Origin of the sequence: Leifsonia sp. NPDC056665, assembly GCF_042791795.1 — a bacterium.
GTDB lineage: Bacteria > Actinomycetota > Actinomycetes > Actinomycetales > Microbacteriaceae > Leifsonia.
This window is the reverse complement of the sequence record NZ_JBHTXK010000029.1, coordinates 1-24,300: the sequence shown is the minus strand read 5'-3', so window position 1 is coordinate 24,300 and position 24,300 is coordinate 1. Positions and strand designations below refer to the sequence as shown.

Sequence of the window (24,300 nt, the reverse complement as noted above, 5' to 3'; positions counted from 1 at the left end):
GCCACAGTCAACCGCATCCACGCACGTCGCGCCTGCGATTCGTGCCGAATGTCGCGAAAACGCCGCCGTTTCGCGACATTCGCCACGAATCGTGCGTGGGCGATTCCGGTGCTACCGGCCGCGCGTCAGGATCAGGTGCGCCACCATCGCGGTCCAGCCGGTCTGGTGCGACGCTCCGAGGCCCTGGCCGGTGTCGCCGTCGAAGTACTCGTAGAAGAACACGTTGTCCTTCCAGCGCGGGTCGGTGGACAGCAGCGGGTACCGCGCGTCCGACGGCCGCCGCCCGTCCGGCCCGGGGAGGAACAGCGCGATCAGCCGCCGGGACAGGTCGTCGGCCGCCTCGCCCGGGGTGAGCGAGTTGCCGGAGCCCAGCGGGTCCTCGATCCTGACCCCCGTCTCGCCGTGCGACTGGTAGTGCTGCAGCGCCGCGACCAGCAGCGCGTTGAGCGGGAACCAGACCGGGCCGCGCCAGTTCGAGTTGCCGCCGAACAGGCCCGTGGTCGACTCGGCTGGCTCGTAGTCGACCGAGGCCTCCACGCCGTCGACCTCCACCGTGAAGGGGTGCTCGCGGTGGTAGGCGGAGACGCCGCGGACGCCGTGGTCGCTGAGAAGCCCTGCCGGGTTGAACACCTGCTTCAGGATCCGGGTGAGGCGCTCGGGCGACACCAGCGCGAGCAGGTAGACCTGCTCCGACCCGATCACCCGCCGGTGGAAGGCCGCCCCGAGCTCGGGATGCTTCACCAGGTAGTGGTTCAGGATGCGGCGGAACTCGGGCAGCGTCCGCACGCCGGGCTCGTCGTACGCGAGCGACGCGACGACCGGCACGAGTCCGACGAGCGAGCGCACCTTGAGCGGGACGTCCCGGCCGTCGGCCAGGTGCAGCACGTCGTAGAAGTAGGCGTCCTCGTCGTCCCACATGCCCGAGCTGTTGGCCGAGCCGGCGATGCGGAGGAACTGCTCGCCGAACTTCACGGCGACGTCCTCGTACACGTCGTCCTCGCGGGCCAGCCGCAGCGCGATCTCCAGCAGGTCGAGCGCGTAGCTCGCCATCCAGCCGGTCGAGTCGGCCTGCTCAATGGTCCCGACCTCCGGAGGCAGCGTCGACCGGTTCAGCGGCGCGATGTTGTCGAGGCCCATGAAGCCGCCCTCGAAGAGGTTGTCCTCGTCGGCGTCCTTGCTGTTCGTCCACCACGTGTAGTTGATCAGCAGCTTGTGGAGGATGCGGGCGAGGAAGCCGAAGTCCCGCCCACCGTCGATGAGGAAGACCTGGATCGCCGCCCACGCGTGCGTCGGCGGGTTCACGTCGGAGAAGTTCCACTCGTAGGCCGGCAGCTGCCCGTTCGGGTGCATGTACCACTCCCGCAGCAGCAGCACGAGCTGCGCCTTCGCGAACGCCGGGTCGATGTGCGCCGTCGTCACGCAGTGGAAGGCGAGGTCCCAGGCCGCGAACCACGGGTACTCCCACGGGTCGGGCATCAGGATCACGTCGTCCGCGTCGAAGTGCCGCCACTGCCCGTTGCGCACGTCGGCGCGGCCGGGCGGTGGCGGGGGACCGGCGGGGTCGCCGTCGAGCCACTTGTCGACGTTGAAGTGGAAGTACTGCTTCGCCCAGAGCAGGCCGGCGAACGCCTGGCGCAGCACGCGCGCCTCGTCGGGGTCGGCGGGCGCGTTGTCCAGGCCGGTGTAGAAGGCGTCGGCTTCCGCCCGGCGCCGGGCGACCGCGTCGTCGAAGCCGGTCCCGAGCTCCTGCGGCGCCAAGCCGGCCGGGTCGCCCGTGCCGCCGGTCAGCCGCAGCCGGAGGACCTGCGTCTCGCCCGGCCCGAGTGTGACCGTGTAGTGGAGGGCGGCCTTCGTCCCGACCTGCTGCGGGTCGACGGTCGCGGCGCCGTGGATGACGTGGTCCCCGATCCCGTCCTTCGGATACGCGGGCGAGTCCGACGCGCCGAACAGCCGCTCCGTGTTGGTCTCGTTGTCGCAGAACAGCGCCTCCGGCCCGCCCTCTCCGCTGAAGGCCAGCGCCCCGCCCGGCCCCGACCCGAGTACGCGCCCGCCCTCGAACCGCAGCGACGGCTTCTCGACGTCGTATCCCCACGACCAGGTGTTGCGGTACCAGAGCGTCGGCAGCACCTCGAGCGTCGCGGCCTCCGGGCCGGCGTTCTCGATCGTGACGCGCATCAGGAGGTCGTGCGGGCCGTCCTTCGCGTAGTCGACCGTGACCACCCAGTAGCGGCCGGCGTCGAAGATCCCGGTGTCGACCAGCTCGTACTCCGGCTCCAGCTTGCTGCGGCGCGCGTTGGTCTCGATCAGGTCCTCGTAGGGGTACGCGGCCTGCGGGTAGTGGTACCGCCAGGTGTTCCAGGAGTGCGTCGGGGTGCCGTCGAGATACCACCAGTACTCCTTGACGTCCTCGCCGTGGTTGCCCTGCGGACCGCTGAGGCCGAACATCCGCTCCTTGAGGATGGCGTCCTGCCCGTTCCAGAGCGACAGGCCGAGGCACCAGTTCTGCTTCAGGTCGGAGAACGCGGCCATGCCGTCCTCGTTCCAGCGGTAGGCGCGGCTGCGGGCGTGGTCGTGCGGGAAGAAGTCCCAGGCCTCGCCATCGGCGCTGTAGTCCTCGCGGACCGTGCCCCAGGCGCGCTCGGCGACGTACGGCCCCCAGTCGCGCCAGGCGGCCGTCCCGTCGTCGGCCTGGAGGATGCGCTCGCGCTCGGTGTCGGTGGGCTGGGCACGGTTCGCCTGGGTCATGTGGCCATTCTCGACGCTCGGCGCCGCGCTGGTCCAGCGGGCAGCGGTCGCCTCCCGCTCACCGCGCCAGCGTCTCGTGCGGGTTCTCGCCGTACTCGGTGCGGTAGGCGGCGGCGAAGCGGGGCACGTGGGTGAAGCCCCAGCGGTGGGCGATGGCGGAGACGGTGTCCCTGTGCACCAGGTCGGCCGCGAGGAGGTCGGCGTGCGCGGCGCTCAGCCGCAGCGAACGCAGGTACTGGGTGGGGGACACTCCGAGGATGCGGCTGAAGGCGTCCTGGAGCCCACGCGGCGAGAGCCGCGACGCCGCTGCGATGTCGACCAGCCCGATCGGCTCGGTGAGGTGCTCCTCCATGTACGCGATGGCCCGCCGGATCGACGCCGGCGTCGCCACCCCGCCGTCGTGCGCCGGCGCGAGGTCGAGCGTGTCGTTCGGGAAGTCGGAGAGCAGCGCCGCGGCGACCGTCCGGAACAGGGCGTCGCGCAGGAGGACGCGGTCGAACACGTCCGGCTCGCTGCCCGGCCCGCGCACGTGCTGCGCCACGCTCCTCCAGTGCCGCTCCCGGGCGGCGTCGATGGGTGCGCTGCCGGTGAAGCGGACGTGCATCCCTGGACGGTCGAAGTACTGCTGGGCGAGTGCGTCGACGGCCGCGATGTCGACCCGCACCGACGTCGCCCGGGACTCGTGCTCCCAGCTCGAGACGATCGGGGCGAGCGGGAACAGGAACGGCCGGCTCGTGTCGAGCTGGACGCGGCCGACCTCCACGCGCAGCCGCGTGGCCGACTCGCAGACGTCGTACACCGTCATCGGGTCCGCGACCCCGTGGCCCGTGCAGCGGAGGTCGAGCCGCCCGACCGAGAGCCGCTCGTCGCCGAGCCGGCTCACCGAGAACGAGAAGGCGGCGTCGTCCGCGGTTCGGGTGAAGTCGAAGCCCGGCTGGAGGCTGCGAACCGCCTCGAGGGCCACATCGGGCTCCCGGGACGTCAGCGACATCCGCGTGACCTGCATGCCGCGAACGGTAGCCGCGCGTGCGGGGTCCCGGTAGGGGGTGCGGTCTACTCCCTCGTCGGCTCCGGTGCGCTGTGGTGCCGAGGTCGTGATTCACCACCTCCGCCACTGAATCCCAGAACCAACCACTGTTGGCGCCACTGAATCGCATCTGCCTACGATCGAGTCGACCTCCCCTCGAAAGGAACGACAGTGCAGTTCAGACATCTCGGCAACTCCGGCTTCAAGATCTCCGAGATCACGTACGGAAACTGGCTGACCCACGGCTCGCAGATCGAGAACGAGACGGCCGCCGCGTGCGTCCGGGCCGCCCTCGACGCCGGGATCACCACCTTCGACACCGCCGACGTCTACGCCAACACCGCGGCGGAGACCGTGCTCGGCGAGACGCTGAAGGGCGAGCGCCGGCAGTCGCTGGAGATCTTCACGAAGGTGTTCGGCGCGACCGGGCCCAAGGGCCACAACGACGTCGGGCTGTCGCGCAAGCACATCCTGGAGTCCATCGACGGCTCGCTGACGCGCCTGCAGACCGACTACGTCGACCTGTACCAGGCGCACCGCTTCGACTTCTTCACGCCGCTGGAGGAGACCATGCAGGCCTTCGCCGACATCGTGCGTCAGGGCAAGGCGCTCTACATCGGTGTGAGTGAGTGGACGGCCGACCAGCTCCGCGCGGGCCACGCGCTGGCGAAGGACCTCGGTTTCCAGCTCATCTCGAACCAGCCCGAGTACTCGGCGCTGTGGCGGGTCATCGAGGCCGAGGTCGTGCCGACCTCCAAGGAGCTCGGCATCTCGCAGATCGTCTGGTCGCCGGTGGCGCAGGGCGTGCTCAGCGGCAAGTACCTGCCGGGCGCTCCGCTGCCGGAGGGCAGCCGCGCGACGGACGAGAAGGGCGGCGCGGGCGCGGTCAAGCGCTGGCTGACCGATGACGTGCTCACCCGCGTGCAGCAGCTCACCCCGATCGCGCAGGAGCTCGGCCTCACGCCGGCGCAGCTCGCGGTCGCGTGGGTGCTCCAGAACGACAACGTCGCCACCGCCATCATCGGCGCCTCCCGCCCCGAGCAGGTCGTCGAGAACGTGAAGGCCTCCGGAGTCACCATCCCGGCCGAGCTGCTCGGCAGCATCGACGAGGTGCTCGGCGGCGCCGTCGAGCGCGACGCGTCCCACACGGCGACGCGCTCCCCCCAGCACCGCGAGGCGTAGCCTCCACGATTCGTGGCGGAAGTAGGGGCGGGCGCGCGCCGAGGGGGCCTTAGGGACGCAATTTTTGGCGGGTCGAAGCGGGGGGTGTTCGGGGGGCCCGCCAGACGCTGGGCGCGGCCCCCCCCCCCCCCCGGGGCGTCTCCCCCACCACTTTGCGTGCCCTTGGCCGCCTGCGCCGCCCCCTCTTACTAACCGCCCCACGAATGTGTGCGCGCCTAGACGCGGCTCGTGACCGAGTCGCCGGCCAGACGCTGCGAGAGCCACACGGGGATGATGGCGAGGATCGTCAGCACCGCCGCGACCACGTTGACGACGGGCGCCTGGTTCGGGCGGAACAGGTTCTGGAAGATCCAGATCGGCAGGGTCTGCACGGCCGGTCCCGCCGTGAACGTCGTGACGACGATCTCGTCGAAGCTGAGCGCGAACGCCAGCAGGACGCCGGCGGCGAGCGCCCCGCGCACCTGCGGCAGCGTCACCCACAGGAACGTCTGCCAGCCGCGCGCGCCGAGGTCGCCGGAGGCCTCCTCCAGGGAGGTTCCCATCCGCCGCAATCGCGCCTGGACGTTGTTGTAGACGATGACGATGCAGAACGTGGCGTGGCCGATGATCACGGTCGCCATCCCGAGCGTCACGCCGAGCGGCCCGAGCACGGTCGTGAACGTCGACGCAAGCGCGATGCCGGTGACGATGCCCGGGAGGGTGATCGGCAGCACGACGAGGAAGTTGATGCTCTGCCGGCCGAAGAACCGGAACCGCTGCACCGCGAACGCGGCCATCGTCCCGAGCACCAGCGCGATCGCGGAGGCGCAGAGCCCGGCGATCACGGAGGTCGCCAGCGCGTCCGCCGCGCCGCGGGACTGGAACGCGTCCACCCACCACTGCAGCGTGAAGCCGGGCGGCGGGAACGAGAACGTCCGGGAGCTGTTGAACGAGTTCAGCACGATCAGCAGCAGCGGCACGTAGAGGATCACCAGGCCGACCAGCATGCAGAGGCCGACGACGATGCGCGCGGGGGTCGAGAGCAGCTTCACACGTTCTCCAAGGCGCCGGTGCGGCGGACCGCGAGCAGGTAGAGCACGACCGCGACGAGCGGGATCACCGACAGCGCCGCCGCGAGCGGCTGGTTGTTCGCCGTGACGAGCTGCCCGTAGATCAGGTTCGCGAGCAGCTGCGTCTTGCCGCCGACGATCCCCACCGCGATGTAGTCGCCGAAGCTCAGCGCGAAGGTGAAGATCGACCCGGCGACGATCGCGGGGAAGACCAGCGGGAACGCGACCGTCCTGATCGTGCGCCAGGTGGACGCGCCCAGGTCGTAGCTGGCCTCGAACAGCGAGTCCGGCACGCGGTCGAACCCGGCGTAGACCGGGATGATCATGTACGGCAGCCACAGGTACGCCAGCGTCATGATCGTTGCCGGGAGGCCGAACCCGGGCGTGTACCCGCCGGTCGCGACCGCGATCGGCCCGCCCGGCTCGACCAGGATCCGCCAGGCGTACGCCTTCACCAGGTAGCTGGCCCAGAGCGGCGTCGTCACGGCGACGAGGTAGATCGCGCGCCGGCTCGGCCGGGCCACCTTCGCGATGTACAGGGCCATCGGGAAGGCGACCACGGCGTCGATGAGCGTCACCCCCAGCGCGACGAGCAGCGTCCGCAGCGCCACCGTCCCGTACAGCGGGTCGGTGAACAGCGTCGCGTAGTTCTCGAGCGTGAAGGTCGGGACGACCGCGCCCGTGAACCCGTTCACCGTCCAGAAGGAGGAGACCAGGAGGACGGCGATCGAGCCCAGGTAGATGACGACGAGCCAGAGCAGGGGAGGCCCGAGCAGGAGGCCCAGGCGGGCCTTCATGCCCGGACTCCTGTCATCCCTTGATCTCCTGCCACTTGGTCACCCACTCGCTGTACGCGGTGCAGTCGTTGCCGCTGCCGTCGACGCACTTGGTCTGCGGCGTCGTCCAGTAGTGGATCTTGGACGCGTAGCCGGCGTCGAGCGCGTGGTACTGGTCGCAGAACGTCGGGTCCTGGGTCTTCTCGCACGCCTTCGTCTGGGCGGGGGCCTCACCGAACCACTCCGCGACCTGGGCGTTGACCGCCGGCGAGGTGATCCAGTTCATCCACTGGTACATGCAGTTCGGGTGCTTCGCCTTGGACGAGATCATCCAGGTGTCCGACCAGCCGGTCGAGCCCTCCTTCGGGACGGTCGTGCCGACCTGCACCTTGCCGTCGCTCTGGATGAGGTTCGCGATGACCTGCCAGGAGGTCCCGACGACGCTGCTGCCGGACTCGAACGACTGCACGGACTTGGTGTAGTCCGACCAGTACTCGCCGATGGAGTTCTTCTGCTTCTTCAGCAGCGAGACCGCGGCGTCGAGCTGCTTCTCGGTGAGCGAGTACGGGTCCTTGATGCCGAGCGACGGGTCGTGCGCCTTCAGGTACAGCGCGGCGTCCGCGATGTAGATCGGGGAGTCGTAGGCGGTGACCTTTCCGGCGTACTTGGACGCGTCGTCGAAGACGGCCGACCAGGAGTCGGGCGCCGGGGTCACGCTGGCCTTGTTGTACATCAGCACGTTGGCGCCCCAGCCGTGCGGGATGCCGTACATCTGGCCGTCGACGGAGTTCCAGGCCTTGTCCTTGAGGAAGCTGGAGATGGTCGTGTAGTTCGGCACCAGCTTGGTGTTGACCGGCGCGACCTGGCCGCCGTAGACCAGGCGGAGCGTGGCGTCGCCGGAGGCCGAGACGCCGTCGTAGTCGCCGGTGCGCATGAGCTGCACCATCTCATCCGAGGTGCCGGCGACCTTGGCGTTGACCTGGCAGCCCGTGTTCTGCTCGAACGGGGTCACCCAGTTCACCTTCGGGTCGTTCGAGCCGTCCTCGGCGTAGCCCGCCCAGACGATGAGGTTGAGCTGGTTCTCGTTGGCCCCGAGCTTCTTCGCCATCGGGACGTTCGGCACCGAGCCGGCCGAGCCGCCGGTGGGGCCGCCGCCGGAACAGGCGGCCAGCACCAGGAGGGCCGCGGAGGCGGCCGCGGCTACGGCCGCCGAGCGCGCCACGCGCTTCGTTGCACGGATCATGAGTCCTGCCTCTCTTCTACACCTCTGCTGCGAGGTACATCTGCGTCCTGGAGGTCGTCCGGCGCGTCGCCGCCGAGCCTCCGGAGGTCGTCGTCGTTCCACGTCACGTTCACGCGCGAGCCGCGTTCCAGCTCGGCACGGTGCGTGCGGTCGTTGCTCTCCAGCACCGAGATCCGGAGGCCCGCGTCGAGGTCCACCACGCGGCGGATGCTGTTGCCCGCGTACACCGACTCGACCAGCGTCCCGGCCGCGGACGGCGCGCCCGAGGTGTTCGGCAGCGTGTGCAGCTCCAGCTTCTCCGGGCGGATGGAGTACTCGCCGTCGAGGCCCAGGATGCTGCGGGCGCGCTCGCGGTCGAACAGGTTCGAGGTGCCGACGAAGTCCGCGACGAACCGGGAGTTCGGGTGCTCGTAGAGCTCGCGCGGCGTGCCGAGCTGCTCGATCCGGCCGTTGTTGAAGACCGCGATCCGGTCGGACAGCGTGAGCGCCTCGTCCTGGTCGTGGGTGACGAACACGAACGCGATCCCCAGCTCGTGCTGGAGCTGCTTGAGCTCGACCTGCATCTGCTGGCGCAGCTTGAGGTCGAGGGCGCCGAGCGGCTCGTCCAGCAGCAGCGCCTTCGGCTGCACCACCGTCGCGCGGGCCAGGGCGACGCGCTGCCGCTGGCCGCCGGAGAGCTGGGCGGGCTTGCGGTCGGCGAAGCCCGGCAACTGGACCGCCTCGAGAGCGTCCATCGCGCGCCTGCGCCGTTCCGTCCGACCGACGCCGCGCACCCGGAGGCCGTAGGCGACGTTGTCCAGCACGTTCATGTGCGGGAACAGCGCGTAGTCCTGGAAGACCGTGTTGACGTCGCGCGCGGCGGCGGGCTTGGCGGTCACGTCCTGGCCGAACAGCTCGATCGTTCCGGAGGTCGGCTGCTCGAAGCCGGCGATGCAGCGCAACACGGTGGTCTTGCCGGAGCCGGACGGGCCGAGCATCGAGAAGAACTCGCCGGCGGCGATCTCCAGGTCGAGGTCGTCGACGGCCGCGACCGTCCCGAATCGTTTGGTCAGTCCGGTCAGCCTGATGGCGGGCTGCTCGCTCACATCCAGTCTCCTTCGACGGTGGGCGTCGCAATCATATGCGATCAGATGTTGACGCGACTACGGTATCCGCAGGGAAATATCGCTTGGAGTGCCGATTTCCGCCGTTTCACGCCGACTTTCGGTCCGAAAGGTCAGCCCTCCGCCGTCGGCGAACGGGAGGCCCCTGCGGACTCCGGGAGGCGCACACTCGTCTCATGACGGATGCGGACGCGCTGGACGCCTACTCGACGGCGGTGGTGCGCGTCGCGCGCGTCGTCGGCCCGGCGGTCGCCGCCGTCACCGCGCGCACCTCCCGCGGCGTCGGCCTCGGCAGCGCCACCGTCATCTCCGCGGAGGGCCACGTCCTGACCAGCGCGCACGTCGTGGAGGGCGCAGGGAGCGTGGACCTCGCGTTCGAGGACGGCACCCGCGTGCGGGCGCGCGTCATCGGCCGCGACCCGCTCTCCGACCTCGCGATGCTGCTGGCCGACGCGCCCGTCCCCGCGCCGGTCGAACTCGGCGACGCCGCGAAACTCCAGGTGGGACAGCTCGTCGTCGCCGTCGGCAACCCGCTGGGCCTCGCGGGGAGCGTGACGGCCGGTATCGTCTCCGCGCTCGGGAGGTCGCTGCCGACCCGGTCGGGCCGCGTGGTGGACGAGGTGATCCAGACCGACGCCGCGCTCAACCCGGGCAACAGCGGCGGAGCGCTCGCGGACAGCAACGCCCGCATGATCGGCGTGAACACCGCCGTCGCCGGGACCGGCCTCGGCCTGGCCGTCCCGATCAACGCCACGAGCCGCCAGATCATGGACACCCTGATGCGCGAGGGCCGCGTCCGCCGCGGCTGGCTCGGCATCGCGGGCGCGGAGATCACGCTCAGCCCGGAGATCGCCCGCAAGGCCGGCGCGCGCACCGGCATCCAGGTGATGTCGGTGGTCCCGGACAGCCCCGCCGACCTCGCGGGGATCCGCACGGGTGACGTGCTCATCTCACTCGACCGCATGCGCATCCACGCGGTCGCCGACCTCCAGCGCCTCATGATCGCGAGCACGATCGGTCGCCGCCTGGAGCTGACGGTCTGGCGCAACGGCGCCCTCGTCGACGCCATAGTGGAACCCACCTAACTAACCGACGCCTAACCCCAACCACCCCCCCGCCGAAGGGCACGTAAACGCCCCTAAAACGCGGTTTTAGGGGCGTTTACGTGCCCTTCGACGGGGAGTGGGGGAGTGTGACGGTGACCTCGGCGCCGCCGGTGGGGCGGTCGGCGGCGGTGACGCGGCCGCCGTGCCGGTCCACCACCTCCGCGACCAGCGCAAGGCCGAGACCGTAGTGCCGCTCCCGTCCCGCCGTGCCGCCCTCCGCGCGCGCCGAGGCGAAGCGGTCGAAGGCGCTGCCCCGGAGGTCGTCCCCGAACCCCGGGCCGTCGTCCGAGACCGTGAGCACGACGTCGCCGCGGTCCGTCGACACGTCGACCGCGACCTGCGACGCGGCGTGGTCGAGGGCGTTGTCGACCAGTGCGACGATCATCCGGCGCAGCGAGACGGGTGCGCCGGTGACCACCGCAGCGGGCGCCGCCGTCGTGGTCAACGCGATGCCGCGCTCGTGCGCGCGCCCTTCGGCCGAGCGGGCGACCACCCCCGCGAGTTCGCCGATGTCGACCCGCTCCGGCTCCGCGTTCTGGCGGGGGTCCGCCGCCGTGAGGAGGTCCTCCACGATCTCGGTCAGGGCCCGGCTGTCGTCCACGATCTCGTCCAGCCCCGACCGCACGTCGTCGTCCGCGGCAGCGTCCGCGCCGCGGGAGACCCTCCGGCGCAGGAGCTGGGCGCGGGTGCTCAGCAGCGTCAGCGGTGTCCGGAGCTCGTGCCCAGCGTCCGCGACGAACCGCCGCTGCAGCGCGAGGGCCTCCGACATCGGGCGCATCGACCGGCGCGCCAGCAGCAGCCCGACCAGCGCGGCGGCCACCGTCGCGATGACGCCGGAGATGATGAGCGCGGTCAGCAGACGGCCCATCTCCTCCTGCTGCTCGGCCACGCCGTAGGAGATCTGCACCACCTTGCCGCGCCGCACGTCGGTCTGGGTGAGGTAGCTCTTCCCGTCCGCCGCCACGACGGTCTCGGTGATCGACCCGCCGTTCTGGGCGACGTCCTGCAGGGCGCGCTCGTCCGGGAGTCCCTTCGGCAGGTTGGGCGAGACGTCCCTGCCCTGCGGGAGGATGACCGTGATCAGGAGGTCGTGCGGCGCGTCGTGCACGGAGTCCACCTGCGACGCGTCCGCCAGCGCCCGCTTGGCGGCCTCCGTCTGGCCGGTGGACACCACGATGTAGACGACCCCGCCGAGCACGACGAACAGCGCCAGGATGATGCCGGCGAACTGCAGGGCCAGCCGCGCCGACGCCGTGCGCAGCTCGCGGAGGTCGGCCTTCATCCGACCCCGCCCAGCCGGTAGCCGACGCCGCGCACCGTCTCGATGAGGGTGCGGCCGAACTTCTTGCGGAGATGGTGCACGTACGTGTCGACCACGCCGGGGTCGTCCGCGTCGGCGAAGACCTCGTCCAGCAGCACGGCCCGCGAGAAGACCTGCTCGGGCCGGCGCGCCAGCAGTTCGAGGAGGCCGGCCTCGCGGTCGGAGAGCACCACGCGCTCGCCGGTGCCGAGCGTGACCGTGCGGCTGCCGACGTCCAGCTGCCCTCCCGGGAAGCGCACGGTCGGGACGTCCGACGACGCCCGGCGGACGAGCGCGCGCACCCGGGCGAGCAGCTCGTCGATGTCGAACGGCTTGGCCAGGTAGTCCTCCGCGCCCGCGTTCAGGCCGTCCACCCGGTCGGGGGCGGTGCCGAGCGCCGAGAGGATGAGGATGGGCGTCGTCACGCCGTTGCTGCGGAGGCCGCGCAGCACGCCGAGCCCGTCCACCGCGGGGAGGCCGCGGTCGAGCACGACGGCGTCGAAGCTCTCGGTGAGGCCGCGGTGCAGGGCGCGCTGTCCGTCGCGAGCCAGTTCGACGTCGTAGCCGTCGGAGACCAGCAGCGTCTCCAGCATCCCGGCGAGACGACTGTCGTCCTCGGCGACCAGGACCCGGCGGCGCTCACTCATGCCCGCAGTATAGGAGGAGTCGCCCGCGAGCCCGTCGCCGCTCACCGCTGCTCCCCCGCTCCCGCGAAGGCCAGCTCGCCGAGCCCGAGCAGCCGGCCGGCCGCGTCGACGGCGAGTACGCCGCGCGCGCCGTTGCCGATGGCCCAGCGGATCCCGTCCTCGCCGAGCGCGAACACGGCCGTCGCGAGCAGGTCGGCCGTCGTGAGGTCGGCGGCCACGACGGTCGCGCTGCGCAGCCCCGTCGCCGCCCCGTCCGTGCGTCCGTCGACGATGTGCGCACCGCGCTCGTAAGCGCCCGAGGTCGCCACGCCGCCGTCGCGGACCTCCAGCACGGCGAGCACATCTGCCGCGCTCTCCGGGGAGCGCACCCCCACGTTCCACGGCCGGCCCTCGCCCGGGCTGCCGGAGACCGCGACGTCGCCGCCCGCGTTGAGGCAGAAGTCCCGGAGGCCGCCCACGGCGAGCGTGCGCGCCGCGCGGTCGGCCGCCCAGCCCTTCACGACGCCGTCGAGGTCCCAGGTGCCGTCCGGGCGCCGGATGCGGAACGCGCCGCCGGAGGCGTCCGCCATCGCCGAGCCGAGCCCGACGACCTCCGCGAAGTCGTCGCTCGCCCCTGACGCGTCGCCGCCGCGGGCGTTCACCCGGCTGAGCTCGCTGTCGGGGCGATACGCGGAGAAGCGCGCGTCGGCCTCCCGCAGCACCCGGAACGCGCGCTGGGCGGCCGCCGCCGCAACGAGCTCGTCGGCCTCCCGGATGTCGAGCGACATCGGGATGCACATGACGGTCTCGACGAACCTCATCGGTGGTCGATGGCCGACTGCAGCGACTGGATGTAGCCCTCCGAGGTGTAGGTGGCGCCCGAGATGGTGTCGATCTTCGCCGACTGGGAGGCCATCGCCTCCTGCTGCAGCATCGGGATGGCCTGCGAGTTGATCTCCTGGTCCCTGCCGCTCTCGGTCGGGTACTGGATGGCGTCGACGGCGGTGATCTTGGTGCCCTCGAAGGTGACCTTCACCTGGACCGGGCCGTAGCGGGTGTCCACGGCGGTTCCGGTCACGGTCTTGGTCGCCGGCGCCGCGGCCGCGGGGGCCGACGCCGACGCGGAGGGCGTCGCGGTCGCCGTCGCGCTCGGCGCGCTGGAGGGAGTCGACGACGGCGTGGTCGTGGTCGCGTGCGCCGACGACAGCGCGCTGGTCTGCTCGCCGACCCCGTACAGCTTGAGGCCGACGGTGGCGCCCATCACCACCAGGATGATGGTGAACAGGACGGTCCCGCGCCACGACTTGTTGTTCATGACATGCTCAGTTCTTCTCGGTGGATGAAACGCTTGGGCACCCGCAGCTCGCGCAGCGAGGACTCCACCTGCTCGGCCATGCCCTCCGGCCCGCAGATGAACGCCTCCCAATTGTGGAGGTCGGGGATGATCCGCACGAGGTGGCCGGGGCCCAGCGGGTCGTAGCCGAGCTGGGCGCGGCGGCCGACGAGCGGGATCACCGTGACCCCCTCCATCGCCTGCAGCTCGCCGAGGAGCGCGAGCTGCTCGGGCGCGCTGACCCGGTACAGGACGACCGGGCGGCCGCCGCGGTAGACCAGCTCCTCCGCGAGCGCCCGGATCGGGCCGATGCCCGCCCCGCCGGCGATGAGGAGCAGCTTGCCACGGCTGGCGCGGTCCGCCGTGAAGTGCCCGAAGGGTCCTTCGGCGAAGACGAGCGTCCCCGGCTTCAGTGCGGTCAGGCGGCTGGAGTGGTCGCCGAGGGTGCCGACGGTGATGCGCAGCCGGCCGTTCGCCGGCACCGCCGACACCGAGTACGGGTGCGCCGTGCCGAGGTGGCCCCAGGCGAAGAAGCGGAACAGCAGGAAGTTGCCCGCGCGGACGCCGAGCCGGTCGACGTGCGGTCCCTCGAGCCAGACGCTGTTGAGGCCGTGGCCCTCCGGGACGACCGCGATGACGCGCATCCGGCTCTTCCACGCGTCCATCGTCGGCAGGATGAAGCGCCAGGTCAGTACGGCGGAGGCGGTGCCGAGGTAGAGGCCGATCCAGAGGATGCGGTTGACCGGGTTGCCGATGAAGTGCACGCCGGCGCTGAGCTGGTGGAGGAAGGTGAGGAAGATCGCGACGTAGGTCGTGAGGTGCAGCCAGTACCAGACCTCGTAGGACAGCTTCGTCCGAATCAGGCGTGCGCTGGAGAGTCCGACCGCGAGGAACGCGATGGTCCCGACGAGCGCCCAGAACATGTCCGGATACGAGTAGTAGACGGTCCAGAACTCGTCCCAGGGCGTGCTCTTGTCGATGACCTCGCTGCCCAGCACGATGAAGACGACGTGCGCGACGATGAGGAAGATGACCGAGGCGCCGAGCGACCGGTGCCAGGAGACCAGCTTGTCGAGCCCGACCGCGTTCTCGAACCACGGCACCCGGGCGATCAGCAGCACTTGGTAGCAGACCAGCAGCGCGCCGACCAGGCCGCTCAGCTCGCCGAGCGAAGTGATCGCGTTGGCGGGGGTCGAGGCGAAGTTCGCGGGGACGCTGAACCACCACATCCCGAGCACGGCGATGACGCTGGCGCCGAGCAGGATGCGCACGGTGAGCGCGCCGCGCCGGTGCCGGGTCGCGGCGCCGCGGCGCGCACGGGGGCGCCGCGCGGGTGCCGTCGTCGCGGCCCAGGTCTCTGTCATGCCTCCAACGATGCTGGTCGAATCTTTGTGGATTCTTACGTTGGCTGAGAACGGCCTAAGGATCGGCTATGGAGGTGGGTGGCTCGGCTATGGAGTGCGGCGCCGCGCCGTGACGGCGGGGCCGCCGCCGGTCGCCTGCCGGGTGCGGCTACGGTTTCCGCATGAGCTTCGCCCTCCTGGCGCTGGTGGTGGCCGTCGGCCTGCTCGGCCCGCTGGCGGCCGCGCGCTCGATCTGGCGCGTGCCCGTGGTGGCGGGGGAGCTGCTCGGCGGCCTCCTGATCGGCGTCTCCGGATTCCGGCTGGTCGACCCGGCGAACGACGACTTCACGCTGCTCGCCTCCATCGGGTTCGGGCTGACGATGGTGGTCGTCGGCTCGCACGTGCCCGTGCGCGACCCCGTCGTGCGTGCGGCCCTCGCGCGTGGCGCCCTCGGGGCGGGGCTGGTCGGCGCGGTCTCCGCCGTGCTCGCCGCGCTGCTGGCCGCCGTCGCGCACTCCGGCAACGGCCTCCTCTACGGGGTGCTGCTGGCCTCGTCGTCCGCGGCGCTCGTGCTGCCGATGCTGCAGTCCGTGAACGTGGACAAGCGCTCGGCCGCCCAGCTCGTCGCGCAGATCGCCGTCGCGGACGTCGTGTGCGTCGTGCTCCTCCCATTGATAGTTGTGCCGGGGAGGGCGCTGACCGCCGGGATCGGGGTGCTGGTCATCGCCGCGCTCGCCGTGGGGCTGTGGGTCGCGCTGACCCGCTGGGTCCGCTCCGACCACCGTCGCGTGCTGCACGCCTACTCGGAGCGCCGACGGTTCGCGCTGGAGCTGCGGCTCAGCCTGCTGGTGCTGTTCGCCTTCGCGGCGATCGCCCAGTTCGCGCAGCTCTCGATCATGATCGCGGGCTTCGCGCTCGGGCTCGTGCTGTCGGCCGTCGGCGAGCCGCACCGGCTGGCGCGGCAGCTCTTCGGGATGACGGAGGGCTTCTTCGGTCCGCTCTTCTTCGTGTGGCTCGGCGCCTCGCTCGATCTGCGGGCGCTCGTCGCGCACCCGGCGATGATCCTGCTCGGCGTCGCGCTCGGCGTCGGGGCGGTGCTGGCGCACCTGGCCTCACGGCTCGCCGGGCTCCCGTGGGCGCAGGCCGTCGCCTCAGCGGGGCAGCTCGGCGTGCCGGTCGCCGCCGTGACACTCGGCCTCCAGACCCACACGCTCGCTCCGGGGGAGGGCGGGGCGATCCTGCTCGGCGCGCTGATCAGCCTGGCCACATCGGCCGTCTCGGTGGCAGCGGTCGCGCGTCGGGCCGGAGGAGCCGTCGGGGCTACGCCAGCGTCATGAAGAGCTTCTCGAGCTCCTCGACGGTCATCGGGTCGGTGGTGTCGTCCGGGTCGTTCAGGCACTTCTCCATCGCGGTGGCGATGATCTGGAAGCCGGCCTTGTCGAGCGCGCTGGAGACCGCGGCGAGCTGGATCACGACGTCGCGACACTTTCCGCCGTTCTCGACGGCCGCGATCACCGCGTTCAGCTGACCCTGCGCGCGGCGCAGCCGGTTCAGCACGGGCTTGACGTCGGTGGCGGTGCGGTCCACGGTCAGCTCCGTCCGAACAGGCGGCCGAGGAAGCCGGGGCCGGGTGAGATCGTGGACTGCTCGGCATGGCCGTCGCACCACTGCGCGGCCGGGACGTTCCGGCGCACATCGGCGACGTGCTGGCCGCAGCCGTCCCACGTCGTCTTGGAGCAGGTGGAGCAGGTCACGGGATAACACATGAACAGGGTCCTCTCTCGGGGATTCGGGATACCCCCGGAGGTATAGTACGATACCGGTGGGGGTATCCGCAATCGGCTCCCTCGGACACCAGGCACGGAAGAAGGACCACCCCAGTGAGAACGATCATCGTCGGCGGCGTCGCCGGAGGCATGTCGGCCGCGACCCGGCTGCGCCGGCTGGACGAGTCGCGTGACATCGTGGTGTTCGAGCGCGGCCCGTACGTCTCCTACGCGAACTGCGGCCTCCCGTACTACGTCGGCGGGGTGATCCGCGATCGGTCGTCGCTGCTGCTTCAGACGCCGCAGTCGCTGGCGTCGAGGTTCCGGCTGGACGTCCGCACCGGTCACGAGGTGCTCGACGTCGACGCCGCGCGGCGCACGGTGACGGTGCTCGACCTCGCGAGCGGCGAGACGTCCACCGAGGCCTACGACGAGCTGATCCTCGCGGTCGGCGCCTCCGCCCGGGAGGCCGCGGGACATCCCGGCATCCGCACGCACACGCTGCTCACGGTGGAAGACGTGGACGCGATCGGCCGGCTGGTGGACGCCGCGGCCGACAACGCGTCCGCACTGGTCGTCGGCGGCGGGTTCATCGGCCTGGAGGCGGTGGAGAACCTGCTACGCCGCGGCCTCCACGTCACCCTCGTCCAGCGCGGGCCGCACCTCCTGAGCCCGCTCGACCCGGAGATGGTTGCGCCGCTGGAGGCCCGGCTCCGCAGCCACGGCGTCGAGGTGCGCACCGGCGTCACGATCGACACGGTGGAGGGCGGGGACGTCCTCCTCGACGACGGCAGCGCGCTGCGTCCCGCCTTCATCGTCGACGCGTCCGGCGTGGTGCCGAGCGTTGACCTCGCGCGGACCGCCGGTGTGGCACTCGGCCCGACCGGCGGGATCGCGGTCGACGCGCGCAACCGCACCAGCGACCCGCACATCTACGCCGTCGGCGACGGGGTCGAGAAGATCGACGCGCTCTCCGGCGAGGAGGCGCTCGTCACGATGGCCGGGCTGGCCAACCGGCACGGCCGCTCGGTCGCCGACGTGATCGCCGGCCACGACGAGCGCAACACGCCGGCGCTGGGCGCCGCCATCGTGCAGGTGTTCGACTCCGTCGCAGCGAAGGTCGGCTGGAGCGAGCAGCAGCTCGTGTCGGCCGGCCGCGAGCACCGCGTCATCCACACCCATCCGACCTCGCACGCCACCTACTACCCGGGCGCGCAGCCCATGTCGATGAAGCTGCTGGTCGACCCGGCGAGCGACGCGATCCTTGGCGCTCAGATCGTCGGCGGGGACGGCGTGGACAAGCGGATCGACGTCATCGCGGTGGCGATGGCGGGCGGCATCACCGCCTCCGGGCTCGCACGCCTGGAGCTCGCGTACGCGCCTCAGTTCGGCTCGGCGAAGGACCCGGTGAACCAGCTCGGCTATGTCGCCGACAACCTCCGCACCGGCACCACCAGCGCCATCCAGTGGCACGAGCTTGACTCCACCCTGGCCGCGGGCGCCACCCTCGTGGATGTCCGCAGCGCGGGCGAGCACGCGGCCGGTGCGATCCCCGGCGCGGTCAACATCCCCGTCGACGAGCTCCGCGACCGGCTCGCCGAGCTGCCGGCCGGACCAGTCGTCGTCCACTGCCAGGTTGGGCAGCGCGGGCACACCGCGGCACGCATCCTCGCCCAACGCGGGTACGGCGTCGTGAACCTCGACGGCGGCTACCGCACCTGGGCCGCGGGCGCGTCGACCCGGGCTCGGGAGGCCGTCGCCGCCTAGAGAACGGATAGCGGATCGTCAGGTTCTGCCCATGTGACGTAAGAATCCGTCAAGAATTCGCCGGGATGGTGGAGGTAACGACCTGGAGAAGGAGGGACGGATGGCGACCTGGACACGAGGAAAGCGGATCGTCGGTGTGCTGACCGGCGTGATCGGCGTGACGAGCGTCGGCGCAGCCGCAGCCGTGGGCACGGTGCTGTTCGACACCACGCCGACCAAGCACGCAGTGGCGGCCGCGCGACCGGTGAGCACTCCGGCGGCCACGCCATCGGCGACGCCCACCCCGACCGCCACGCCGGCCCAGGCCGCACCCGCTCCGAGTGTGGCCCCAGCCCCGGCCGCACCGGCTCCGGCTCCCGCTCCGGCTCCGGCTCCTGCCCCTGCCCCGGTCCAGCCGAGCCAAGGCGGCTCGTCCAGCGGCACGTCGTCAGGCTCCTGATGCGAAGGCCGACGGAGGGGGGCGACGATGACTGAGCTGCTCTGGGCCTTCGGCCGGGCGTCCGGCCTCATCGCGCTGCTGCTGTTCACCCTGACCCTGGTGCTCGGCATCGTCACGCGCTCCGGGCGTCCCCTGCCCGGGATGCCGCGGTTCTCGGTGTCGCTGATCCACCGCAACGTGTCGCTGCTCGCGTGCGTCTTCCTCGTGCTCCACGTGGGGACGCTGCTGTTCGACTCCTACGCCAAGCTCTCGGTGCTCGACATCGTGGTGCCGTTCGCCGGGTCGTTCAAGCCGTTCTGGCAGGGCCTCGGGACGGTCGCGTTCGACCTGGTCGTCGCGATCACCATCACCGGCCTGCTCCGCCGGCGCCTCGGCCAGCGTGCCTTCCGCTTCGTGCACTGGTTCACCTACGCGATGTGGCCGATCGCCGTCCTGCACGGCATCGGCAACGGGACGAACGGCACCAGCGGCTGGTTCCTGCTCGTGACCGCGGGGTGCACCCTCCTCGTCGTCGTGGCCGTGATCTGGCGGCTGTCGGCCCGGTTCGTGGAGCACTCGCACACGCGGCGCCTCGCCGCCGGACTCGCACCGTCTGGAAAGAAGGACGACGCATGACGATGACGATGGACCCCACCACCTCCGGAGCGCCGACGCGCGCAGTGGACGCCGGACGGCTCTTCGCCGCCGGCCACCGGGCGACCCTCGACGCGCACCTGCGCGCCTACGGCGAGCTGCCCCAGCGGAACCCCGACGCGATGCTCGCCGAGCTCGAAGCCTCCGGGCTCACCGGGCGCGGAGGCGCGGCCTTCCCGGTCTCGCGCAAGCTGTCCGCCGCCATCGACGCGGGCGGACGCCGCCGCGGCCGGGCGCCGATCCTCATCGCCAACGGCACCGAGGGCGAGCCGCTCAGCTCCAAGGACGCCGTCCTGCTGCGCAACGCTCCCCACCTCGTGATCGACGGGATGCTCGCCGCCGGACGCACGATCGGCGCGCGCAACGTGCTCATCGTGGCCGAGGGCGACGCCCTCCGGGCCGTCGAGCGCGCGATCGAGGAGCGGCGGGACGCACGCGGGATCGAGGTCGTGGAGGGCGCGGGAGGCTTCGTCTCCGGCGAGGCGAGCGCCCTGGTCAACCTGATCGAGAACGACGACGCGCGGCCGGTGGACCGCACGAAGCGCCTGACGACCGCGGGCCTCCGCGGCCGGCCGACCGTCGTGCAGAACGTGGAGACGCTCGCGCACCTCGCACTGATCGCCCGCCACGGCGCCCGCTGGTTCCGGTCGGTGGGCGACCCGGTCGACCCGGGCACCCGGCTGGTGACGGTCACCGGCGACGTGCCGAAGCAGGGCGTCTACGAGATCCGCACCGACGCCACCGTGCGCGAGACCCTGGCCCCGCTGCAGCTCGACTTCGGGACGGTCACCGCCGCGCTGATCGGCGGCTACCACGGCGCCTGGGTGCCGGCGCAGGCCTTCGACCTCCCGCTGACCGCGCTCGACCTCGCCCCGTTCGACGCGTCGCCGGGCGCCGGGATCATCCACGTGCTCGGCGACCACCGCTGCGCGCTCGACGTCACCGCCGGGATCGTGAAATACCTCGCCGGGGAGTCGGTCGGCCAGTGCGGTCCGTGCATGTTCGGCCTGCCGACGATGGCCGACCGGTTCGCGGCCGTCGCCTCCGGGCAGGCCGTCGCCGAGAACGCCGCCGACCTCAAACGGCTCGCCGGCCTCGTCGTCGGCCGCGGCTCCTGCCACCACCCCGACGGGACCGCCCGGCTCGTGCGGAGCGCGCTCACGGTCTTCGACCACGACGTGCGCTCGCACGCCCACGGCCGCTGCGTCCGGAGAGCGCGATGACCACCCCCGCGCTCCACATCGACTGGACGAAGTGCGACGGCCGGGGGCTCTGCGCCGAGATCCTCGACCGCGCCCTCACGCGCGACGACTGGGGTTACCCGGTCTCGCTCCGCGGCGCGGAGGGCTTCCGCTCGGAGGTGCCGCTGCGCACCGACGAGCTGGACGCGGCGGATGACGCCGTGGCGCTCTGCCCGGTGCTCGCGCTCAAGCGCGTGGCGGTCTAGGTCTCGTCCGTGTGCCCCTCCTGCTTCGGCTCCCCGGTGACGGCGAGGATGGCGTCCTCCTCCAGCCGCGCCCACCGACGGCGCCGATCGACGCCGAACAGGTAGACGGCGTCCAGCAGGCCGAGCGTGTTGCTCAGCAGCAGCGCGACGAACCACGGCTTGCTGCCGTTCCTGGCGGCGCGCCAGAGCGAAGCGCCCTTCCAGGCGAGGCTCCAGGCGACGACCGCGACGACGAGGATGCGGCCCGCGGGCGGCGCGTCGTGCATCCCCATGCGGGGTGATTCGATGTGGTCTCTCATGCGCTCATTCGACCGCCGGCGGGTGGGGTGCGGCAAGGGGTGGAGAGCTTGGGGTGGCGCTGCAGCAGATTGATGGTTTAGTATTTCAGAGCGGGCCGCAGTAGCGGGTCGAAGTAAGCCTGGCAGTCATCCGGACGGTTCGACGAGCCAGGCTCGCGCATTTAAGGCGCGAGGGTCCTGATGCCGGCGATCATCGGCAGCACGCGACGGTGCCACTCTCCGCCCTTGTAGCAGCACCAGGCGACCATGTCGCTGATCCACAGGAGTGCGTGGTCGTTCGGAGCGGTGTGCTCATTTCGGAGTGCGTGCCCGCCGTTCCGGTCGAGCGCCGCCGCGATCATCTGAACTTGCGTTTGCTGGAGTCGGGCTCCTCCGTGAAGTGGATGCGGCGTTGGCCGGGCGGTTGAGCCACTCAGGTTTCCGGGCTGGCCCGAAAGATCTCCATCGCCTCCCGCACCGCGTACCCCACGATCACGAGCCCCGCCAGCGGGTCCGCCCACCACCACCCGAACAGCCCGTTGAGCACGATGCCGACGAGGACGGCGGTCGCGAGGATGCCGTCCACCAGGGTCACCCGGCCTTCCGTGATGAGCACGGGGTTGCCGAGCCGGCGGCCGGTGCGGGTCTTGCCGAAGGCGAGGGCGAACATCACGAGCGCGGTCACGGACGTCCAGCCCGCGCCGCCGGGGGTCGGGGTGGCACGGTGGCCGGCGATCAGCGCCACGACGGCCTGGACGAGGAGGTAGGCGGCCAGCAGGACGAACGCCACGCCGATCAGCCGCAGGGCGAGACGCTGGCGGCGCTCGCCGGCGCCGGTCAGCTCCCAGATGACGACGACGCTGGCGAAGATCTCGATCAGGCTGTCCAGGCCGAAGCCGAGCAGGGCGACCGACGCGCTCGCGTAAGCGAGGACGGCGAGCACGATCACGCCGACGACGTTCCAGCCGAGCGTGACCGCCTCCAGCCCGATGCCGAAGCGGGTCAGGCGGCGACGGGTCGCGTTGTCGAGCTGCGCGTCGGTCACGGGGTCGGCGCGGGGCCGGGTGCGAGCTCCAGGTGCAGCTCGTCCAGGTTGCGGAGGTGCGCCGTCGCGTGCGCGCGGGCGGCCTCGGTGATGCGCTGGGCGTCGGCGAGGGTCGCGGCGTCGACGGTCAGCCGTGCGCTGCCGAGCAGCCGGTGGCCCACCCAGCGGAGCTGCACGCGCGGGACCGCCGTCACGCCCGGGGTGTCTTCCAGCGCGTGCTCCAGGCGGCCGACGAGCTCGGGCTCGATGCCGTCGAGAAGGCGGCGGCCGATGCTGCGGACCGTGCCCCACAGCAGCACGATGATCGCGGCCGAGATGAGGAGGCCGACGATCGGGTCGGCGAGCGGGAAGCCGAGCATGACGCCGATCGCGCCGATCACCACGGCGAGCGAGGTGAAGCCGTCGATGCGGGCGTGGACGCCGTCCGCGACGAGGGCGGCGGAGCCGATCCGCTGGCCGACGCGGATGCGGTAGATCGCGACCGCCTCGTTGCCGGCGAAGCCGATCAGGCCGGCGACGACCACCCAGCCGAGGTTCTCCAGCGGGTGCGGGTGGAAGAACCGGTCGATCGACTGCCACGCGGCGACGATCGCGGACAGGGCGACGACGGCGATGATGAACAGCCCGGCGAGGTCCTCGGCGCGGCCGTAGCCGTAGGTGTAGCGCCGGGAGGCCACCCGGCGGCCGAGCACGAACGCGACCCAGAGCGGAACGGCTGTCAGCGCGTCGGAGAAGTTGTGGACGGTGTCGGCGAGCAGCGCGACGGACCCGCTGAACCCCACGACGATCGCCTGCAGCAGCGTGGTGCCGAGCAGGACGAACAGGCTGATCTTCAGCGCGCGGACGCCCTCGGTGCTGGCCTCCAGGGCGTCGTCGATGGAGTCGGCAGCGTCGTGGGAGTGCGGGACGAAGAGGCCGTAGAGGAAACCCTTGAAGCCGGTGGGGTGGTGGTGGTCGTGTCCGTGCTCGTGGCCGTGGTCATGCTCGTGGTCGTGCCGGTGCTCGTGGTCGTGGTCGTGGTGGGTGTGCGTCTCTCCGCTCATGCCGACGCCTCCACGTGATGATGCCGCGGCGTCCCGCCGAGCGAGTGCTCCGCCTGGAAGATCGCGTCGGTGACCAGCCGGCTCGCGTGCTCGTTCTCCAGCCGGTAGAAGACCCGCTGGCCGTCCTGGCGCGTCGCCACGATCCGGGCGAGCCGCAGCTTCGCCAGGTGCTGGGAGACGGCGGCCGGCTGCTTGTCCAGGATGTCGGCGAGGTGGTTCACCGACAGCTCGCCGGCGTCGCGGAGGGCCAGGATGATGCGCACCCGGGTGGCGTCGGCGAGCATCCCGAACACCTCGACCGCAAGCTCGACGTACTGGCTGTCCGGTAGACGTCCGCATATCGGCTTATCTGCATCCATACGCAGATACTAACTCATCGAGGGGCACGCAAACGCCCCTAAAAGGGCGTTTTAGGGGCGTTTACGTGCCCTTCGACGCTGAGAACTCAGGCTTCGGGGCGGCGGAGCACCAGGAAGCGGACGCCGTAGGGGCCGATGCTCAGCGGGAAGCTGCTCAGGTTGTCCACCGTCGTCACCTCGCTGTCGTCGCCCGCGTCGATCACGGTCGCGCCGAGCGGCAGCGCGTCCGACCGCACCGTGCCGTCCACGGCCTCCGCGCTCATGTTGAGCACCGTGAGCTGCACGATCGGGAGGCCCTGCTCGTCCAGCGACTCCAGCTCGTGCACGAGCACCAGCATCCCGGGGTGCGCGACGTCGGGCACGTCGACCTGGCGGGCCGTCGCGATGCCGAAGCGGGAGCGGATGCGCAGGAGGTCAGCGAGCCCGCTCGCGAAGGAGTCCGGCCGGGAGAGCTGGTCGGGGAGGGTGCCGTACAGCGACCGGGACCGCGGCATGCCGGACGCCGAGCGCTCCTCCTCGGGGGCGACCCCGAGCAGGTCGTGGGCGCCGCGCTCGATCCAGCGGGTGTCGCCGTCCGCGATCAGGTCGGCCACCTGCTCGCGGGGGACCGTGAGCGAGCCGAGCAGGTCCCAGCCGGACATGGCGAAGACACCGGGCTGCCAGGCGTTGAACGCGGCGAGCAGCAGGTGC

The 24,300-nt window shown here is 71.4% G+C and carries 26 protein-coding genes and 1 pseudogene; 8 read left to right on the top strand and 19 right to left on the bottom strand.

Annotated features, from left to right (window positions below):
• Positions 1 to 111 precede the first annotated feature (111 nt).
• Both ACFQ9V_RS18700 and ACFQ9V_RS18695 read right to left on the bottom strand, forming a co-directional pair.
• A complete protein-coding gene (locus tag ACFQ9V_RS18700; protein ID WP_382460622.1) occupies positions 112 to 2,745 on the bottom strand; it encodes a glucosidase in 2,634 nt (877 codons plus the stop codon).
• A gap of 58 nt (positions 2,746 to 2,803) precedes the next feature.
• Positions 2,804 to 3,751 (bottom strand): helix-turn-helix transcriptional regulator, encoded by a 948-nt coding sequence (locus ACFQ9V_RS18695; protein WP_382460621.1) that lies wholly within the window; start codon positions 3,749 to 3,751, stop codon positions 2,804 to 2,806.
• Between the two features lie 192 nt (positions 3,752 to 3,943).
• On the opposite strand from ACFQ9V_RS18695, the gene ACFQ9V_RS18690 reads away from it, so the two are divergent.
• Positions 3,944 to 4,954 (top strand): aldo/keto reductase family protein, encoded by a 1,011-nt coding sequence (locus ACFQ9V_RS18690; RefSeq protein WP_382460620.1) that lies wholly within the window; start codon positions 3,944 to 3,946, stop codon positions 4,952 to 4,954.
• A gap of 215 nt (positions 4,955 to 5,169) precedes the next feature.
• On the opposite strand, the gene ACFQ9V_RS18685 is transcribed toward ACFQ9V_RS18690, so the two are convergent.
• From ACFQ9V_RS18685 to ACFQ9V_RS18670, 4 genes are read right to left on the bottom strand one after another with little or no spacing between them, the layout of a single operon-like run.
• Positions 5,170 to 5,985 (bottom strand): ABC transporter permease, encoded by an 816-nt coding sequence (locus ACFQ9V_RS18685; protein WP_370054712.1) that lies wholly within the window; start codon positions 5,983 to 5,985, stop codon positions 5,170 to 5,172.
• Positions 5,982 to 6,800: an ABC transporter permease gene (locus ACFQ9V_RS18680; RefSeq protein ID WP_382460619.1), complete on the bottom strand. Its 819-nt coding sequence runs from the start codon at positions 6,798 to 6,800 to the stop codon at positions 5,982 to 5,984. The genes ACFQ9V_RS18685 and ACFQ9V_RS18680 overlap by 4 nt, the downstream gene beginning before the upstream one ends.
• Before the next feature lie 13 nt (positions 6,801 to 6,813).
• Positions 6,814 to 8,022 carry an ABC transporter substrate-binding protein gene (locus ACFQ9V_RS18675; protein WP_382460618.1) on the bottom strand — a complete coding sequence of 403 codons (1,209 nt, stop codon included), beginning with the start codon at positions 8,020 to 8,022 and terminating at the stop codon, positions 6,814 to 6,816.
• Positions 8,019 to 9,107, bottom strand: coding sequence for an ABC transporter ATP-binding protein (locus tag ACFQ9V_RS18670; RefSeq protein ID WP_382460617.1), 1,089 nt, complete (start codon positions 9,105 to 9,107; stop codon positions 8,019 to 8,021). The genes ACFQ9V_RS18675 and ACFQ9V_RS18670 overlap by 4 nt, the downstream gene beginning before the upstream one ends.
• 194 nt (positions 9,108 to 9,301) lie before the next feature.
• On the opposite strand from ACFQ9V_RS18670, the gene ACFQ9V_RS18665 reads away from it, so the two are divergent.
• A complete protein-coding gene (locus ACFQ9V_RS18665; RefSeq protein ID WP_382460616.1) occupies positions 9,302 to 10,210 on the top strand; it encodes a S1C family serine protease in 909 nt (302 codons plus the stop codon).
• Between the two features lie 76 nt (positions 10,211 to 10,286).
• Here the strand turns inward: ACFQ9V_RS18665 and ACFQ9V_RS18660 are convergent, their stop codons facing one another.
• Genes ACFQ9V_RS18660 through ACFQ9V_RS18640 form a run of 5 tightly spaced genes read right to left on the bottom strand, consistent with a single transcriptional unit; the run spans position 10,287 to position 14,854 of the window.
• A complete protein-coding gene (locus ACFQ9V_RS18660) occupies positions 10,287 to 11,513 on the bottom strand; it encodes a sensor histidine kinase (RefSeq protein ID WP_382460615.1) in 1,227 nt (408 codons plus the stop codon).
• The gene (locus ACFQ9V_RS18655; protein WP_382460614.1) at positions 11,510 to 12,178 is read right to left on the bottom strand and encodes a response regulator transcription factor; all 669 of its coding nucleotides are present in this window, start codon (positions 12,176 to 12,178) and stop codon (positions 11,510 to 11,512) included. Before ACFQ9V_RS18655 ends, ACFQ9V_RS18660 begins: the two co-directional genes overlap by 4 nt.
• A 41-nt stretch (positions 12,179 to 12,219) precedes the next feature.
• Positions 12,220 to 12,978, bottom strand: a complete 759-nt coding sequence (locus ACFQ9V_RS18650) for an FAD:protein FMN transferase (RefSeq protein WP_382460613.1) — start codon at positions 12,976 to 12,978, stop codon at positions 12,220 to 12,222.
• Positions 12,975 to 13,472, bottom strand: a complete 498-nt coding sequence (locus ACFQ9V_RS18645; protein ID WP_382460612.1) for an FMN-binding protein — start codon at positions 13,470 to 13,472, stop codon at positions 12,975 to 12,977. The genes ACFQ9V_RS18650 and ACFQ9V_RS18645 overlap by 4 nt, the downstream gene beginning before the upstream one ends.
• Entirely contained in the window at positions 13,469 to 14,854 is a 1,386-nt protein-coding gene (locus tag ACFQ9V_RS18640) for a ferric reductase-like transmembrane domain-containing protein (protein ID WP_382460611.1), read from the bottom strand. The genes ACFQ9V_RS18645 and ACFQ9V_RS18640 overlap by 4 nt, the downstream gene beginning before the upstream one ends.
• A gap of 161 nt (positions 14,855 to 15,015) precedes the next feature.
• On the opposite strand from ACFQ9V_RS18640, the gene ACFQ9V_RS18635 reads away from it, so the two are divergent.
• Positions 15,016 to 16,170: a cation:proton antiporter gene (locus ACFQ9V_RS18635; protein WP_382460610.1), complete on the top strand. Its 1,155-nt coding sequence runs from the start codon at positions 15,016 to 15,018 to the stop codon at positions 16,168 to 16,170.
• Here ACFQ9V_RS18635 and ACFQ9V_RS18630 read toward each other — a convergent pair.
• Complete coding sequence (locus ACFQ9V_RS18630; RefSeq protein WP_382460609.1) at positions 16,154 to 16,420, bottom strand: metal-sensitive transcriptional regulator; 267 nt, start codon at positions 16,418 to 16,420, stop codon at positions 16,154 to 16,156. The genes ACFQ9V_RS18635 and ACFQ9V_RS18630 overlap by 17 nt on opposite strands.
• Before the next feature lie 2 nt (positions 16,421 to 16,422).
• The gene (locus ACFQ9V_RS18625; protein ID WP_382460608.1) at positions 16,423 to 16,599 is read right to left on the bottom strand and encodes a hypothetical protein; all 177 of its coding nucleotides are present in this window, start codon (positions 16,597 to 16,599) and stop codon (positions 16,423 to 16,425) included.
• A 114-nt stretch (positions 16,600 to 16,713) separates the two neighbouring features.
• Here ACFQ9V_RS18625 and ACFQ9V_RS18620 point away from each other — a divergent pair, with 114 nt between their 5' ends.
• The 5 genes from ACFQ9V_RS18620 (at position 16,714) to ACFQ9V_RS18600 (ending at position 20,885) form a co-directional block, all read left to right on the top strand.
• Positions 16,714 to 18,366, top strand: coding sequence for an FAD-dependent oxidoreductase (locus tag ACFQ9V_RS18620; protein ID WP_382460607.1), 1,653 nt, complete (start codon positions 16,714 to 16,716; stop codon positions 18,364 to 18,366).
• 100 nt (positions 18,367 to 18,466) lie between these two features.
• A complete protein-coding gene (locus tag ACFQ9V_RS18615; protein ID WP_382460606.1) occupies positions 18,467 to 18,805 on the top strand; it encodes a hypothetical protein in 339 nt (112 codons plus the stop codon).
• A gap of 27 nt (positions 18,806 to 18,832) precedes the next feature.
• Positions 18,833 to 19,420 carry a ferric reductase-like transmembrane domain-containing protein gene (locus tag ACFQ9V_RS18610; protein ID WP_382460605.1) on the top strand — a complete coding sequence of 196 codons (588 nt, stop codon included), beginning with the start codon at positions 18,833 to 18,835 and terminating at the stop codon, positions 19,418 to 19,420.
• Positions 19,417 to 20,661 (top strand): NADH-ubiquinone oxidoreductase-F iron-sulfur binding region domain-containing protein, encoded by a 1,245-nt coding sequence (locus ACFQ9V_RS18605; RefSeq protein WP_382460604.1) that lies wholly within the window; start codon positions 19,417 to 19,419, stop codon positions 20,659 to 20,661. Before ACFQ9V_RS18610 ends, ACFQ9V_RS18605 begins: the two co-directional genes overlap by 4 nt.
• A complete protein-coding gene (locus tag ACFQ9V_RS18600) occupies positions 20,658 to 20,885 on the top strand; it encodes a ferredoxin (protein WP_382460603.1) in 228 nt (75 codons plus the stop codon). Before ACFQ9V_RS18605 ends, ACFQ9V_RS18600 begins: the two co-directional genes overlap by 4 nt.
• Here ACFQ9V_RS18600 and ACFQ9V_RS18595 read toward each other — a convergent pair.
• The 6 genes and pseudogenes from ACFQ9V_RS18595 to ACFQ9V_RS18570 form a co-directional block, all read right to left on the bottom strand.
• The gene (locus tag ACFQ9V_RS18595; RefSeq protein WP_382460602.1) at positions 20,882 to 21,184 is read right to left on the bottom strand and encodes a DUF5652 family protein; all 303 of its coding nucleotides are present in this window, start codon (positions 21,182 to 21,184) and stop codon (positions 20,882 to 20,884) included. The genes ACFQ9V_RS18600 and ACFQ9V_RS18595 overlap by 4 nt on opposite strands.
• Before the next feature lie 161 nt (positions 21,185 to 21,345).
• A complete protein-coding gene (locus ACFQ9V_RS18590; RefSeq protein WP_382460601.1) occupies positions 21,346 to 21,525 on the bottom strand; it encodes a hypothetical protein in 180 nt (59 codons plus the stop codon).
• 71 nt (positions 21,526 to 21,596) lie between these two features.
• Complete coding sequence (locus tag ACFQ9V_RS18585) at positions 21,597 to 22,208, bottom strand: cation diffusion facilitator family transporter (protein ID WP_382460600.1); 612 nt, start codon at positions 22,206 to 22,208, stop codon at positions 21,597 to 21,599.
• Positions 22,205 to 23,251, bottom strand: a complete 1,047-nt coding sequence (locus ACFQ9V_RS18580; RefSeq protein ID WP_382460599.1) for a cation diffusion facilitator family transporter — start codon at positions 23,249 to 23,251, stop codon at positions 22,205 to 22,207. Before ACFQ9V_RS18580 ends, ACFQ9V_RS18585 begins: the two co-directional genes overlap by 4 nt.
• A complete protein-coding gene (locus tag ACFQ9V_RS18575) occupies positions 23,248 to 23,610 on the bottom strand; it encodes an ArsR/SmtB family transcription factor (RefSeq protein WP_382460598.1) in 363 nt (120 codons plus the stop codon). The genes ACFQ9V_RS18580 and ACFQ9V_RS18575 overlap by 4 nt, the downstream gene beginning before the upstream one ends.
• Positions 23,611 to 23,696: 86 nt before the next feature.
• Positions 23,697 to 24,300: pseudogene (locus ACFQ9V_RS18570) on the bottom strand (maltose alpha-D-glucosyltransferase); the annotation flags it as partial.

Coding starts and splice junctions, on each gene's coding strand:
- ACFQ9V_RS18660 (WP_382460615.1), bottom strand. CDS start 11,513: ATGAAGGCCGACCTCCGCGAGCTGCGCACGGCGTCGGCGCGGCTGGCC.
- ACFQ9V_RS18700 (WP_382460622.1), bottom strand. CDS start 2,745: ATGACCCAGGCGAACCGTGCCCAGCCCACCGACACCGAGCGCGAGCGC.
- ACFQ9V_RS18645 (WP_382460612.1), bottom strand. CDS start 13,472: ATGAACAACAAGTCGTGGCGCGGGACCGTCCTGTTCACCATCATCCTG.
- ACFQ9V_RS18610 (WP_382460605.1), top strand. CDS start 18,833: ATGACTGAGCTGCTCTGGGCCTTCGGCCGGGCGTCCGGCCTCATCGCG.
- ACFQ9V_RS18600 (WP_382460603.1), top strand. CDS start 20,658: ATGACCACCCCCGCGCTCCACATCGACTGGACGAAGTGCGACGGCCGG.
- ACFQ9V_RS18675 (WP_382460618.1), bottom strand. CDS start 8,022: ATGATCCGTGCAACGAAGCGCGTGGCGCGCTCGGCGGCCGTAGCCGCG.
- ACFQ9V_RS18605 (WP_382460604.1), top strand. CDS start 19,417: ATGACGATGACGATGGACCCCACCACCTCCGGAGCGCCGACGCGCGCA.
- ACFQ9V_RS18695 (WP_382460621.1), bottom strand. CDS start 3,751: ATGCAGGTCACGCGGATGTCGCTGACGTCCCGGGAGCCCGATGTGGCC.
- ACFQ9V_RS18590 (WP_382460601.1), bottom strand. CDS start 21,525: ATGATCGCGGCGGCGCTCGACCGGAACGGCGGGCACGCACTCCGAAAT.
- ACFQ9V_RS18665 (WP_382460616.1), top strand. CDS start 9,302: ATGACGGATGCGGACGCGCTGGACGCCTACTCGACGGCGGTGGTGCGC.
- ACFQ9V_RS18655 (WP_382460614.1), bottom strand. CDS start 12,178: ATGAGTGAGCGCCGCCGGGTCCTGGTCGCCGAGGACGACAGTCGTCTC.
- ACFQ9V_RS18580 (WP_382460599.1), bottom strand. CDS start 23,251: ATGAGCGGAGAGACGCACACCCACCACGACCACGACCACGAGCACCGG.
- ACFQ9V_RS18650 (WP_382460613.1), bottom strand. CDS start 12,978: ATGAGGTTCGTCGAGACCGTCATGTGCATCCCGATGTCGCTCGACATC.
- ACFQ9V_RS18625 (WP_382460608.1), bottom strand. CDS start 16,599: ATGTGTTATCCCGTGACCTGCTCCACCTGCTCCAAGACGACGTGGGAC.
- ACFQ9V_RS18640 (WP_382460611.1), bottom strand. CDS start 14,854: ATGACAGAGACCTGGGCCGCGACGACGGCACCCGCGCGGCGCCCCCGT.
- ACFQ9V_RS18595 (WP_382460602.1), bottom strand. CDS start 21,184: ATGAGAGACCACATCGAATCACCCCGCATGGGGATGCACGACGCGCCG.
- ACFQ9V_RS18575 (WP_382460598.1), bottom strand. CDS start 23,610: ATGGATGCAGATAAGCCGATATGCGGACGTCTACCGGACAGCCAGTAC.
- ACFQ9V_RS18680 (WP_382460619.1), bottom strand. CDS start 6,800: ATGAAGGCCCGCCTGGGCCTCCTGCTCGGGCCTCCCCTGCTCTGGCTC.
- ACFQ9V_RS18635 (WP_382460610.1), top strand. CDS start 15,016: ATGAGCTTCGCCCTCCTGGCGCTGGTGGTGGCCGTCGGCCTGCTCGGC.
- ACFQ9V_RS18615 (WP_382460606.1), top strand. CDS start 18,467: ATGGCGACCTGGACACGAGGAAAGCGGATCGTCGGTGTGCTGACCGGC.